The sequence below is a fragment of the Dysgonomonas sp. Marseille-Q5470 genome, from assembly GCF_951230145.1.
Taxonomy (GTDB): domain Bacteria; phylum Bacteroidota; class Bacteroidia; order Bacteroidales; family Dysgonomonadaceae; genus Dysgonomonas.
This window is the reverse complement of the sequence record NZ_CATNVE010000002.1, coordinates 581,206-596,983: the sequence shown is the minus strand read 5'-3', so window position 1 is coordinate 596,983 and position 15,778 is coordinate 581,206. Positions and strand designations below refer to the sequence as shown.

Annotated in this window: 8 protein-coding genes; all 8 read left to right on the top strand. The window is 38.2% G+C overall.

Translation table 11 applies throughout. The annotated features are described in order from the left end of the window. The first annotated feature begins 14 nt into the window (after positions 1 to 14). A complete protein-coding gene (gene sov / locus QOX35_RS05780; RefSeq protein ID WP_283686136.1) occupies positions 15 to 7,475 on the top strand; it encodes a T9SS outer membrane translocon Sov/SprA in 7,461 nt (2,486 codons plus the stop codon). Positions 7,476 to 7,646: 171 nt separating this feature from the next. Then, on the top strand, positions 7,647 to 9,218 hold the full coding sequence (locus QOX35_RS05775; RefSeq protein ID WP_252638951.1) for a sensor histidine kinase: 1,572 nt from the start codon (positions 7,647 to 7,649) through the stop codon (positions 9,216 to 9,218). A 31-nt stretch (positions 9,219 to 9,249) separates the two neighbouring features. Beyond that, entirely contained in the window at positions 9,250 to 9,963 is a 714-nt protein-coding gene (gene rprY, locus QOX35_RS05770) for a response regulator transcription factor RprY (protein ID WP_006842944.1), read from the top strand. Positions 9,964 to 10,228: 265 nt separating this feature from the next. Then, complete coding sequence (fabD, locus tag QOX35_RS05765) at positions 10,229 to 11,128, top strand: ACP S-malonyltransferase (RefSeq protein WP_252638950.1); 900 nt, start codon at positions 10,229 to 10,231, stop codon at positions 11,126 to 11,128. Positions 11,129 to 11,142: 14 nt separating this feature from the next. Beyond that, a complete protein-coding gene (rfbD, locus tag QOX35_RS05760; protein WP_283686135.1) occupies positions 11,143 to 12,096 on the top strand; it encodes a dTDP-4-dehydrorhamnose reductase in 954 nt (317 codons plus the stop codon). Between the two features lie 36 nt (positions 12,097 to 12,132). Beyond that, positions 12,133 to 12,687, top strand: coding sequence for a hypothetical protein (locus QOX35_RS05755; protein WP_135105115.1), 555 nt, complete (start codon positions 12,133 to 12,135; stop codon positions 12,685 to 12,687). Between the two features lie 416 nt (positions 12,688 to 13,103). After that, entirely contained in the window at positions 13,104 to 13,895 is a 792-nt protein-coding gene (locus QOX35_RS05750) for a DNA alkylation repair protein (RefSeq protein ID WP_283686134.1), read from the top strand. Between the two features lie 10 nt (positions 13,896 to 13,905). Continuing rightward, the gene (locus QOX35_RS05745) at positions 13,906 to 15,750 is read left to right on the top strand and encodes a membrane dipeptidase (RefSeq protein WP_283686133.1); all 1,845 of its coding nucleotides are present in this window, start codon (positions 13,906 to 13,908) and stop codon (positions 15,748 to 15,750) included. Positions 15,751 to 15,778 lie beyond the last annotated feature (28 nt).

Sequence of the window (15,778 nt, the reverse complement as noted above, 5' to 3'; positions counted from 1 at the left end):
TTTACCTTGTCGGATTGAAGAAGAAACTTACAAAATATTTGTTTTTTATCACGCTTTTAGTAAGCTCGATCAGTTTATTTTCCGGTATTTACGGAAAAAAGGAAATCGATATTGCCCAAAAAGAAAGCTCTTTGCTAGAAACAAATGATACTGTACCTCTCTTTCCGGTAAAGAAAACACAGATAGAAACTTATAAAGACCTCAACGTCAATCCTCCGGCAGACCTCAAAGACCCCGACAACCTAAAGAAGTCTGTAGAATATGACCCTGCCAGCGGACTGTATATTTTCCGTACAAAAATCGGAGACCAAGAAATATCCACTCCTTTTTCTTTAAGTTCTGACGAGTATATGGATTACACCCTCAAACAATCCATGAGTAGATATTTCAGATCTAAAAATGCAGAAGCATACGACAAGAAGGATGAAAAAGATGAGTTTTCTCTGAAAGACATAAAACTAAACTTAGGTCCGGCAGAGCGGCTTTTTGGACCCGGTGGAGTAAAGGTGAGAACTCAAGGATATGTTGAAACTACAATGGGCTTTAAGCGAAGTAGTACAGACAACCCTACCCTCTCGGAACGCAACCGAAGTCACACTACCTTTCAGTTCAAAGAAGATATCCAGATGAACGTTACAGCCTCAGTTGGTGATAAGATCAACTTCGGCATGAATTATGACACCAAAGCCTTATTTGATTTCGACTCTAAAAAGCTGAAATTGGGGTACGATGGAAAAGAAGACGAAATAATAAAGAAGATAGAGGCCGGAAACGTAAGCATGAGTACAACAAACTCGCTCATCAACGGAGGAACGGCCTTATTCGGTATCAACGCAGAACTTCAGTTCGGAAAACTACGGATAAATACAGTTATCTCTCAACAGGAGTCTCAGTCGCAGACAGTGAATACAAAGGGAGGAATACAAACAACCGAATTCTCTTTTAAGGCTGATCAATACGACGAAAACAGACACTTCTTCTTGGGATACTATTTCCGTGATAATTACGATAATGCGATGAGTAAAATCCCTTATATCAACTCACCTGTATCAATCACTAAAATAGAAGTGTGGGTTACGAATAGGAGAAGCGACTTTATGCAGTCGAGAAATATTGTTGCCTTTGCCGATATTGCAGAGCGTGACAATATTAAAAATCCAAAATGGATAGGGACAGGCTCTGTAAAGACACCATATAATGCAGCTAATAACCTATATGGTACGATGGCCACAGCACATACCAGGGCAAGGGATATTTCGCAAGTAACCAGCGAGTTTAATGGTTATATAGAAAGCGGACTCGATTATGAGAAAATAGAAAGTGCGCGAATGCTTAGTTCTTCGGAATATACATACAACGCTCAACTAGGGTACTTATCTCTAAACTCTGCACTACAAGCTGACGAAGTACTTGCAGTAGCTTACCAGTATACAGTAAATGGAACTACATATCAAGTAGGAGAACTATCAACGGATATATCTGCCAATTATGAATCAAGCAACCCCAAATCAGGTGCTTTGTTTGTAAAGTTATTAAAGCCCATCTCTCTGTCTCCACGTTCATATACATGGGATTTGATGATGAAAAACATTTATTCCCTTGGCGCAAGCAATATACAACAAGACCGTTTTAGATTAAACATAGCCTATCAATCAGACACTTTAGGTACATACATAAACTATCTGCCTGAGGGAAACATTAAAAATCAACTTCTGATAAAGGTGATGAACCTAGACAGATTGAACTCTCAGAATAAAGAAGTTACCCAAAAAGACGGAACAAAAGGCGATGGTATTTTCGACTATCTTGAAGGATATACCGTCCAGTCTCAGAACGGACGAATTATATTCCCTGTGGTTGAACCATTCGGAAAGCATCTGGCGAATAAAATAGGCAGTCCTATTATTGCAGAAAAGTATGTTTACCAGCAATTATATGACTCGACATTGACCGTAGCCAGACAAATCGCAGAAAAAAACAAATTCAAGATATACGGTTCATTCAGAGGATCATCGAACAGTAAAGCTGAAATTGACCTGATGTCGACAAACATACCACAAGGATCAGTTAAACTTACAGCCAATGGTATGCTCCTCACCGAAGGAACAGACTATATAGTTGACTACACATCAGGTATAGTCACTATCATAAATCAGAACCTGATAGATTCCGATGCCAATATACAGGCTTCGTTAGAGGAACGATCGTTAGGTATGCAGCGAAAAACAATGATGGGGCTGAATCTGAGCTACGATATCTCAAAGAATTTCAACATCGGCGGTACAATTATGCATCTATACGAAAAACCCCTTACCACTAAAACAGTTATTGGCGAAGAATCTGTCAATAATACCTTATGGGGATTGAATACGTCATATAAAACCGAGTCGATGTGGCTCACCAACCTGATTGACAAGATACCGTTTGTGAATGCAACACAGCCTTCTCAAATCAGTTTTATGGGTGAGTTTGCGCACATGATACCGGGACATTACCAAAATAAAGATACGGGAGGATTCTCTTATCTCGATGATTTTGAGTCATCGCAATCACGCATCGAACTCAAAAGCCCTTATGCATGGAATCTTGCGTCAACACCGAAGGAACTACCTAAATATGTTTATCCTCCTACTATATCAGGGAATAAACCTTCGGATAGTATCCAATATGCAAAAAACAGAGCCATGTTATCTTGGTTTACCATCGATCCGCTATTTACACGCAAAGGGTCGTCGCTTACACCAAGTTATATAAATAGTGACTCTTTATCAGATCACTATGTCAGGGAAATTGGTGTCACCGAAATATATCCGAACCGGGATATCAGACAAACAGAATCGGCAACAATACCAACATTAAACTTATCGTACTACCCTAACGAAAGGGGACCTTACAATCTGGATGGAGAAAAAATAGATTCGGATGGGAAATTATTAAATCCACGAGATCGCTGGGCGGGCATTACACGTAAAATGGATGTGCGTGACTTCGAAGCATCAAATATCGAATATATTGAATTCTGGCTAATGGATCCATTTGTAAAAGATTTTTCAAGCTCGCACAAAGGAGGAGACCTTTATTTCAATCTGGGAGAAATATCGGAAGATGTTTTGAAAGATGGGAAAAAGTTTTACGAAAACGGACTACCAGTCAATGATGATCCTACAGCATATACAAAAACTGTGTGGGGAAAAGTACCTACGCGCCAATCTACAGTATATGCATTCGATGATAATTTGGGAGCTATTGCCCGCGAAAAACAGGATGTCGGGCTAAATGGATTGAATCAAGAGGAAGAAAAAACATACGGCGTATATAAGGATTTCTTAGACAATCTGAGAACAAAGTTACCTCAAAGCACGCTTGATGAAATGGTAAACGATCCTTTCTCTCCACTCAATACTCCTTCGAGAGACTTATACCATTTCTATCGTGGCTCAGACTACGACCGCGAGCGAAAAGGGATACTCGACCGCTACAAATACTATAACGGTACGGAAGGAAATTCGAAACCTACAGATCAGAGTGGCGAAAGGTATTCTACCGCAGCACGTGGAGTTCCCGATGTAGAAGATATAGATCAGGATTACACGCTGAATGAAAATGAATCGTATTACCAATATCGGGTATCACTGAAGCCGGATAGCATGAATGTCGGTCGCAACTATATTGTAGACGAACGAGAGGTTACTGTCCCGCTCCGAAACGGAAAAGAAGAAAAGGTAAGATGGTATCAGTTCAAAATTCCAATTCGCCAAGGAAAACGAATTGGAAATATCAACGATTTCAAAAGCATCCGTTTCATGAGAATGTTTCTGACTGACTTTGAACAACAAACAGTGCTGCGATTCGGAACCTTACAGCTTGTAAGAGGTGATTGGCGTGTTTACGATCAGGACTTAACAAGTGGGGCTAAGATGGGAAATGGATCTATTGATATTTCGACAGTAAATATCGAAGAAAACTCTGAAAGAAAACCCGTAAATTATGTATTGCCTCCGGGGTTAAGCAGATCCTTAGATCCTGACCAAACACAATTGACCAAAGAAAATGAGCAATCGCTATCGATGCGCGTGACAAATCTCGATCCGGAAGATGCACGAGCCATATACAAGAATACATCTTACGACCTGAGACGCTATAAGCGCATACAATTATTTACACATGCCGAAAATCTTATAAATAGAACTGAGTTGGCAAATGGAGACATATCTGTATTTATGCGTTTAGGTTCTGACTACAAGAACAATTACTATGAATATGAAATACCTTTAACAATAACACCCGAAGGTAATTATGGAAACGGAGACAGGGCTGTGGTATGGCCTAAAGATAATATGTTTGATTTCCCTCTCGAGTTACTGAAAAATATAAAACTGAACAGAAACAGAGAAAAAAGAAAGTCGGGCTCAACGGTTTCTTATACAACCCTATACCATGAGTATGACCCTGATAAGCCAAACAATAAAGTAAGTGTAATGGGTAATCCGTCTTTATCTGATGTTTACGTAATCATGATCGGTGTCCGCAACAATTCCAGACTAACCAAATCGGGTGAAGTGTGGATCAACGAGCTTCGCCTGACCGATTTCGACGAAGAAGGAGGATGGGCGGCTCAGGGTAGCCTTAATGTTGCTCTTTCGGATCTGGGAAACATAAGTGTTTCGGGACGGAAGGAAACGGCCGGATTCGGTGCTCTGGATCAAAGCCTGATGGAAAGACGACAAGATGACTATCATACATACAGCATAGCCGCAAACATAGATTTGGGAAGGTTTTTACCCGAAAAGGCAAAGGTTAGTTTGCCGCTGTATTATTCATACTCGAATCAGACGACAACGCCTAAATACGATCCGTTCGATCAGGATGTAACGTTGAAAGAATCATTCAGCTTGGTAGAAACTAAAGCCGAAAAAGACTCGATAAAAAGTCTTGCTCAAGAAAAGTCTACCACAAAGAGTATAAGCCTCAACAATATAAAAGTGAATATACAAAGTAAGACACCAATGCCTTACGATCCGGCCAATTTCAATATCGGATATTCATTTAATCAGACTGAGATTAAAAATCCAAGTACAGTCTACGATGTTACTAAAAATTACAACCTGACTTTTGGATATAATTATAGCCCGATAGTAAAAACGTGGGAGCCTTTCAAGAATACAAAAAGTAAATCCGGCGCGGCTAAGTATGCCAAATCGCTCGGGTTCAACTACCTGCCAAGTAATATTGCCCTCAATTCAAGGATTACCCGTTATTATAGCGAGACGCTTTTACGTGACATAGAAAGTTACTCATTGGGCGGAAGTAATAATAATGAGTTCTTGTCGTGGAGTCAGTCTTTCTTGTGGGACAGAGATTTTAATATCAATTGGGATTTTACAAAAAATCTGAAATTCTCATTCCAATCGGGAACCAGAGCCGAAATAGAAGAACCATACTTACAGGTAAATAAGAAACTGAACAGGAACGACTATGAAATCTGGAAAGATTCCGTCATGCACAGTATCAGAAACTTAGGCAGCCCCCTATCCTATCGCCAGATAGCTAGAGTAACTTATCAATTGCCATTCAAGAACATTCCGGCTACCGACTGGCTGACATCCAATGCCAGCTACACAAGTGGCTATCAATGGGACCGAGGAGCACAAGTAGAAGGAATAGAGGTAGGAAATACGATAAGTAATAATGTAACCCTAGACTTTACCAATCGCATCGACATGGTTTCTCTATACAATAAATGGGGATTCCTCAAAAAAGTAAACGATCGATTCGATTCGAGGAGAAGACAGTCTCCAACTCAAAGACAGCAAGAAAAGAGACAGCCTGAAAGAAGGCGCTTTACTCAGGATATTACATTGCGAAAAGATACAACATACACTCTAAGGCACGGACTGAATACAAAAAATATACAGGTATCAGCAAAGCTAGACGGTAAACCGTATTCTGTAAAATTCAAAAAGACAGATACAAATACAATATTAATAACGAATAAAGACTCTGCAAATATCCTGATCAGCGTCGAGAGTAAGATCAATGATCCGAGTAGCTCGCAGCTACTTACTGATATAATAGACTATTCCGCCAGAGGTTTAATGTCATTACGAACTCTGAATATTAATTACTCGAAACGAAGAGAAACACATCTTTCCGGATTTATCCCAACTATTGGAGATATGTTTGGACAGAAAGATACAAATGAGTACGGGCTTGTTCCGGGGCTGGGTTTTGCATTCGGTCTCGAAGGAGGAGAAAAGTTCATCAACAAATCGTTGAGTAGAGATTGGTTGGTGATGGACACTATGAATATCTCGCCTGCGGTATATAATAGTGCCGAAAAGTTGGAACTAAGAGCTCAGATAGAACCTATCAAGAACCTCAAAATAGAGCTTAATGCCAATTACGAAAATAATAAGAGAACCGAAATTCAATATATGTCGAAAGGGATGCCACGCACACTGGGCGGAAACTTCTCTATGACTACTATTGCTCTAAAAACAACTCTTAGAGGCAGCAACTCAAAAAATGACTATCAATCCGATACATTCGACAAATTCTTAGCTTATAAGGAAATAGTTAAAAACAGGCTACAAAAACAGTACAATAATGTAACCTTACCCGATGGTTTAGCAAGCGGAAATGCCGCAACGGTCAACCCAAACTCGGGAGACGTACTTATTCCTGCTTTTATAGCAGCTTATACAGGGCGTGATGTAAATAATATTTCCATGTCGGCATTCCCATCTATATGGTCTATACTCCCAAACTGGAACATAACCTACGATGGATTAAGCAATATACCTCTTATTAAATCTAAGTTCAGATCGTTGAGGTTGAGTCATTCCTACAGCTGTTTTTATCAGGTAGGAAGTTACAGCTCATTCTCTGGCTGGCAACAAGCCATAGGCGGAGGCGATGACTTGGGGTATATACGTGATGTACTCGGAGGTAACCCTATCCCATCATCTCCATACAATATATCATCAGTAGGTATTACGGAATTGTTCAGACCGCTGATAGGAGCCGAAGGGATACTGAATAACAACATGAATATCAACGCTCAGTACAATAGTGGTCGTACACTTACGCTGAACATGTCGTCTTATCAGATCATCGAATATCTCGAAAAAGAATTTATATTGGGATTCGGTTACCGTATCAATGAATTTAATAGGGTAATAGGATTAACATCCAGAACGCCTAAGAATTTCAACAACGACCTGAATATAAAGACAGAGGTATCTTATAAATCATCAGAAGCCTTGTTGAGAAAAATAGAAGAATATTTTACCCAAGCTACCAGTGGGGTTACAGTTTTTACATTAAAGATATCAGCCGACTATACTTTGAGCCGTGCGCTCACCCTAAGGGCATTCTATGACAGGATTTTAAATAAACCGTTGATTTCAGCCTCATCTTATCCAACAACCAACAGTAATTTTGGAATAAGTTTAAAATTTACACTTGTACAATAAAAAATATTGATAAGTTTGCATAAGAAAAAAAAATCATATAAGTTTATTTCCTCAAATGTTAAACAATATCTTACGCTCAATTGTTAAATAGTTGTTCAGTGCAAAAGGTTAATGTTTGATAATTATCGCATTATTTAATTGACTAGAGAAGACTGAGGATATTAAGAGAAAATGAAAAAATCGACAATTTGGATACTCGCAGCAATAATGGCTGTAGCATTCTTTGGTCTGTTGTATTTACAAATAACCTATTTACGCGAATCAATAAGATTGAGGAGCGATCAGTTTAATGAAGCGGTAAACCGTAGTTTGGCTCAAATTTCAAGAAATTTGGAACTCGATCAAACAAAAAAATATCTGGATGAAGCGTTCATTGAAACACAGAAGAAGGATGCAGCGGCTTACAATCGCTCTATGGCATTAAGAAATCAGCCACAGGAAGAAACTGTTACACAGCAGCAAAGAACAAAGATGACAGCGCCCGACGGTACAGTCATTTATATGGAACACAATGTGACTACGGTACAAACAACACCGCCTAAACAGGTATTCCAGTCGCCTAAAAGCGGCACAAATGCGATCTCAAAAACATTCTTCGACCTACAAGAAGAGCAGATAAAGAGATACTTATATGAAAAAGATATCATGAATGATGTCTTGAACAGGATTTTCAAATCGGCAAGTGATGTGCCTATAGAAGAAAGGATAAACTTTAAAGATCTGGAGACTAAGATAAAGAATGAATTAAAAAACAATAATATAGAGTTACTTTTCCAGTACGAAGTTGTAGATAAAAATGATAAGCCGGTTTATAGGCAACCTCGTTTTCTGGATAGAGACAAGAAATATGCATATCAACAAGTACTATTTCCGAATGATCCGCCAAATAAAGTCACCTATCTGAAAGTTTACTTTCCCGATAAAGGACACTATCTATCAAGCGAGGTATCATTCTTGTATCCGGCCATAATATTTACTTTTATCTTGTTGGTTACATTTATAATAATAATATACATTACATTCCGACAAAAGCGTTTATCGGAAATGAAGAATGACTTTATGAACAATATGACCCACGAATTGAAAACACCGGTATCGACTATATCTTTAGCCGCCCAGATGTTAAAAGACGGGGCTATTACAAAATCACCCGAGGTATTTAAACATATATCCGGGGTAATAAACGACGAAACGGAACGATTGAGTTTTCAGGTAGAAAAAGTTCTTCAGATGTCGCTATTCGAAAAACAAAGAGCTACACTAAAACTCAAGGAACTGGATGCCAATGACATTGTGGTAGGGGTTGCAAACACATTTCAGATCAAAGTTGAAAAATTTGGAGGAAATCTCGATATCGATTTAGAAGCTACCGAATCTGCAATCGAAGCAGACAAGATGCACATTACAAATGTGTTGTTCAATCTGCTCGATAATGCCGTGAAGTACAGAAAAGAAGATGTTCCTTTGCAACTGATGATTCGAACGTGGAACAGCAATAATAAATTGTACATCGCAGTAGAGGACAATGGTATCGGAATAAAAAAGGAATATGTAAAGAAAATATTCGAACGGTTTTATCGGGTATCGACAGGTAACAGACATGATGTCAAAGGTTTTGGACTAGGACTTGCATATGTAAAAAAAATAATAGAGGATCATAAAGGAACAATAAAAGCCGAGAGTGAGCTGGGGAAGGGCACCAAATTTATAATTTGCCTGCCTATAATGAAGAGTAAAAGTTAGTTAAGCAAAATAAACTGTAAATAAGTAAGTTATGGAAGAAAAATTGAAACTGTTTTTATGTGAAGATGATGAAAATCTTGGTATGTTGCTAAGAGAATATCTTCAGGCCAAAGGGTACGACACAGACCTCTACACCGATGGTGAGGTTGGATACAAAGGCTTTGTTAAAGAAAAGTATGATTTGTGTATATTGGATGTTATGATGCCTAAAAAAGACGGTATCACTCTTGTGAAAGAGATCAGAGCAATCAATACAGAAATACCTATCATATTCTTGACAGCCAAAAATATGAAAGATGATATTCTGGAAGGATTCAAAGCCGGAGCAGACGATTATATCACGAAACCATTCAGCATGGAGGAACTTGTTCTTCGTATCGAAGCAATCTTCCGTCGTGTGAAAGGTAAAAGAAGTAAAGAACAACAGCTTTATCAGTTTGGTAATATGAACTTTGATACTCAAAAACAAATTTTGACGATCAATGGAGAAAGCACTAAACTTACAACTAAAGAAGCAGAACTTCTTGCTCTATTGTGTGCTCATGCCAACGACATTCTGGAAAGAAATCATGCCCTAAAGCAAATTTGGGTGGACGATAACTACTTCAACGCTCGTAGCATGGATGTTTACATCACTAAATTGCGTAAGCTATTGAAACCTGACCCAAGTATTGAGATCATCAATATCCATGGTAAAGGTTACAAACTGATAGCTCCGGTAAACGAAGAAGAAAGCGCAGAGTAATAATTGCAATTATATATGAGAGGCTAATGATAGAATATGATCATTAGCCTTTCTTTTTTAGTAATTCTATAACCTTTGTAAGAGGCAGTAAAAGCATCATCTACATCAATCCAAAATAATAGTATTGATAAGTGAATTAAGAAGTAAAGTATGTCTTTTTAACTCATACTTTTTTTATTTGTGCATTATCAGTGTCTTATATTTCATTTTTTTACTAATTTTGCACCCTGAATTGAATTGCTTATATAAATTATAAATATTGAAAATGAAAGCATTTGTATTCCCAGGGCAAGGAGCTCAGTTTGTAGGAATGGGTAAAGACCTTTACGAAACATCTCCTGTTGCTAAAGAAATGTTCGAAAAAGCGAATGAGATTTTAGGTTTCCGCATAACAGATTTAATGTTTAACGGTACTGACGAAGATCTCCGTCAGACTAAAGTTACTCAACCCGCTATTTTCCTCCATTCGGTAATATTGGCTAAAACAATTGGCGATGAATTTAAGCCAGATATGGTTGCGGGTCACTCTTTAGGAGAGTTCTCTGCTTTGGTTGCTGCCGGAGCCATGTCTTTCGAAGATGGTTTAAATCTTGTTTATAAACGTGCTCTTGCTATGCAGGAAGCATGCGAAATGAATCCTTCTACAATGGCAGCAGTGTTAGGATTGCCAGACGCTAAAGTAGAAGAAATATGTGCATCTATCAAGAACGAAGTAGTTGTACCGGCTAATTATAACTGTCCCGGACAGGTGGTAATATCAGGTTCTAATGCAGGTATTGATGCTGCATGCGAATTGTTACTTGCTGCCGGAGCAAAAAGAGCTCTTAAGCTGAAAGTAGGAGGAGCATTCCACTCTCCATTGATGGAGCCTGCAAAAGTAAAATTGTCGGAAGCTATAAACAATACAATTATCACAGTTCCTACATGTCCTGTATATCAGAATGTGTCTACAGTAGGAGAAACAGATCCTGCCGTTATAAAGGACAATTTGATAGCACAATTAACAGCACCTGTAAAATGGACTCAATCTGTAGAACATATGGTTGCAGATGGAGCTGTTGAATTTGTGGAACTTGGACCGGGTAATGTTTTACAAGGTCTTGTAAAGAAAATAGCACCACAGGTATCAGCAACAGGCAAGCAACAATTGGTTAGCTGCATTTAAAAAAATAAATCAAAATGGCTTTTTTTTCAGGAAATAAACAAGCCGACGATCAAGATGAAACAGCGAAGAATATTTTTCTGTTCGAACTCGTTCAGAAAAATATTCTTGTTACAGGATCTAACGGACAGTTGGGAAATGAGATAAGACGAATATCGGCTAATCATGAAAACAACTTCCGTTTCTTCTTTACAGATGTAGCAGAGTTAGACATCACTGATCTTAAGGCTGTAGATTCCTTTATAAAAGAAAATAATATAAAGTATATTATCAACTGTGCAGCTTATACAGCTGTGGACAAAGCAGAGGATGATGTAGATTTATGTTATAAAATCAACCGTGATGCTGTTGCCAATTTAGGGCTGGCAGCAACAAACAACAATGCTAAAGTTATACATATATCCACAGACTATGTGTATGATGGAACAGCAAACAAACCTTATGTTGAGACTGATACGGTAAATCCTCAGTCTGTATATGGTAAATCGAAGCAAGAAGGCGAAGCTGAATTATTGAAAGCTTGTGCTGATAGTATTATTATACGAACAGCATGGTTGTATTCCATTTTTGGGAACAACTTTGTGAAGACAATGATAAAATTAGGCAAAGAGCACGAAACACTAAACGTTGTAGCCGACCAGAGAGGAACACCTACCTATGGAACAGATCTGGCCAAAACAATTGTAAAAATACTTGATTTCAGTGAAGCCAACGGATTTAAACCCGGTATATACCATTACTCGAATGAGGGGGCTACTACCTGGTACGATTTCACATTAGCAATCCACAAAGAAGCGGGTATCAACACATGCAAGGTGAACCCTATAACGACCGAACAATATCCGGTAAAAGCCACAAGGCCTAAATATAGTGTACTGGACAAAACCAAGATAAAATCTACATTCAACCTTACTATCCCTAAATGGGAAGAAAGTTTAAACAATTGCATCAAAGAATTGTTATCTATTTGAACTTAGTTAATTTACAATCACATTCTAGCTACTAAAATGAAAAAGATTTATCTTTTCAGTTTTATATTTTTGGTCACAATCGTATCCTGTCAGAATAAACAATCTGAAAATAAGCAAGCTCAGTTGGATACATTAAATGTTGAGCTTTCAGAAACCCAGTTAAGCAATAAGGCCGATAGCATGGATCTGACGGATATCGCCAGACTGACCGAAAAAGAGTATACCGATTTACAGTTGTTCAACGTTAAAGGTTTAGAAGGTTACAGTGCCGAAGATTTATCGATGGGGCGCATTTTACTGGCGAATGAGAATGGCAAAATATTAACCGTCCTAGTGATAACAGATGGTGAAATAACCGAATATTTGTTAAGCTATGATAAAAGCGGAAATCTGCAAGATAATTTGCTTGTCGCTTACGAAGATATGGTAGAGTATTACAGCGAAGTATCATCAAAGATAAATAGTAAAGAGATTATTGTTCAGACTATAAATTTCACCTATAGCGACAACGATGATGACCAAGTGGAAAAATCAGATACCGCTTTTGTGAAATATCAAATTACTCCTGAGTTTAAATTTATAGCTAATTAGCATATCTACAATATTAAAGAATAAATCAACAGAGGTTTTCGTAGAAAGAGAACCTCTGTTTTTATTTATAGGCAATAACATTGTAATCTGACGTTTGACTACAGATATCAGAACCTTGATTTTCTAATTATTAAATTGTCTTATATTAAAGATCGTTAGAGCCTGATTAAATTTTGCTCGTTCCAATTTTTAGAGCTATTTTCAAGATGATTTATTCTTTTGAGAAACGATAATAGCGGGCTATTGGAGTTGAATAAAAGGATAAATCGGATAAAAAGAGACTAAAAATGAACGAAGAAAATTCGTGGAAAATTTAAACAGGCTATTAGTATTATTGAATAAAGAAAAAAGTGACAACAAATAATATACTTAAAAGTGTTACTTTTGTTACTTTTTCTATTTAATTTGTTTTATATATGGAAGTTAAGAGAAAGGGGGCAAAATCCTTAAAAGATATACCAGCCGAAGTATTGCAACAACTGAATCTGGGTGTGATAGAGTCTGTTAATCTGACAGAGTGGCTGGCTGTTGACCAAAAAGAGCTTTTGAAAAACGTTTTGCCAGAGAAATATGCGACAGCTTGTTTATCAGACCTTGAAGTGTTGGAAAAAGCGAGCACAATGCAAACGATACGCAGAATAGGAGAAAGGCTTTTGAGAGAAACGCTTCAAGAAACAGATAAGAAGCTGTTGAAAGAACTTAAAAGTCACATATCCGATAATGTACGCTGTTGGGCTGCTTATATGATAGGCTTAGACAAATCAATATCTTTTGCGGATAAATTGGAAGCAATCAAAGGTTTTGCCGCCGATGGCAATTTTGGGGTAAGAGAGATTGCATGGATGGCGGTTCGTGAAGATATGGATCGCAATATAGAAAATGCTATACCGATACTGTTAGCATGGACTAAAGACAAAGATCATAATATTCGCAGATTTGCATCAGAAGCTATACGTCCGAATGGGGTATGGAGCAAACATATCGAAAAACTTAAGCAACAGCCCGAAATTGCTTTGCCAATTTTAGAAGCGTTGAAATCGGACTCTGAAAAGTATGTACAAGATAGCGTAGGCAATTGGTTGAATGACGCAAGTAAAACCCGTCCCGATTTTGTAATTGAAGTTACAAATAAATGGGAAAGCAATAATCCGACCAAGGAGACGAAATATATAATCAAGAAGGCACTTAGAACGATTAATAAAAAATAAGAGATTAAAAATGAAAAGGACTACATATAATATACTCATTATATTATTGTTTCTGAATATCCTTTCGCTAAGAGGGCAAGAGGCGATAGTCCCCGATTTGCAAAAATTGTATGAATATACAGATTCGCACTTTGTTGATCTGAGAGCAAAACAACAACCATTGATCGGAGTCTCTGCAAGCCGCACAAGCAACGGAGGATCGAGCGTGCCCGGAACATATATAGAAGCGATTCCAAAAGCCGGAGGACGACCTCTTATTATCCCTGTGATGACAAAAGGAACAGTACTGAGAGATATTGTAAAGGATCTCGACGGATTAGTAATGACTGGCGGTGAAGATTTCAACCCGCTATACTATAAAGAGCAGGCGATCCCGGATATGAATGACATAGATTCTATCCGTGACATTTACGATTTGGTACTTTTAAAGTTAGCGACAGACCGCAACATCCCTGTATTAGGGATATGTAGAGGAGAGCAGGCGATCAATGTTGCTTTTGGAGGAACACTTTATCAAGACATTCCCACACAGCATCAGAATAAAAGCGTAAAACACAAACAAAGTGAGCCTAAGGAAATTGGAACACATAAAGTCTCTATTGCAGAAGAGTCTCAATTGAGTAAGATACTTGGAAAAACAGAAGTATTTGTCAACAGCTTCCATCATCAGGGTGTAAAAGATGTGGCTCCCGGATTCAAATTGGCAGCAACAGCACAGGATGGCATCGTGGAAGCAATAGAAGCCTATCCCGACAGAAGAATAATAGGCGTACAATGGCATCCCGAAGGACATGTTGCCGGGGGAGATACTACGATGCTGAAATTCTTTAAATTCATAGTTTCTGAAGCCGAAACTTTCCGAAAGGCAAAAGAACTGCATAAACATATATTTTCTATTGATACTCATTGCGACACTCCTTTAGAATTCAAAAAAGCAGGATTCGATATCGGAGAAAGAGAAAATAATCAGGTGAATATTCCGAAGATGGAAGAAGGCATGCTAGATGCTATTTTCTTTGCTGCTTATACGGCTCAAGGGAAACGGGATAAAGTTTCATCGCAGGCTGCCGTCGACAAAATAGACGGATTGATAAAAGGTATCCATTTACAGGTAGAGAAAAATAACGATATCTGCGAAATAGCTTATACGACAGATGATCTTGCTAGAATAAAAAACGCAGGCAAGAAAGCTATTTTCATAGGAATAGAAAATGGTTATGGAATAGGGAAAGATATTGAGAATATTGCCCGGTTCAAGAAAATGGGGGTGAATTATATTACGCTTTGCCATACCAAAGACAATGATATATGTGATACATCGAGTGATACTACACGTGAATGGAATGGCTTAAGCCCCTTTGGCAAAGAGGTAGTAAAAGAAATGAATAGACAGGGAGTTATGATTGACATATCGCATGCGAGTGAAAAGACTTTTTGGGATGTTATCAAACTCTCTACTCAACCTATTATCGCTTCTCATTCGTCGGTACAAGCACTATGCTACCATGACCGAAACCTTACAGACAAGCAAATGCAAGCTTTAGCCAAGAACGGAGGAGTTGTGCAAATATGTTTGGTAGATCTCTTTGTGAATAAAGATCGGAAAAAAGCATCCCTATCTGATGCGATAGAGCATATCGATTATGCCGTAAAGGTCGCCGGAATAGATCACGTAGGCATTGCTTCCGACTTTGACGGCGGTGGCGGGCTTATTGGCTGCAATGGCAGCAATGATATGATTAATATTACGATGAAGCTTTTAGAGAAAGGTTACTCGGATGAAGATATCGCTAAAATATGGGGAGGAAATTTCCTTAGAGTTATGGCTACCGTTCAAAAAGAAGCACAAAAGTAAATTGCAATAAATAGAACTGCCTGAAAGG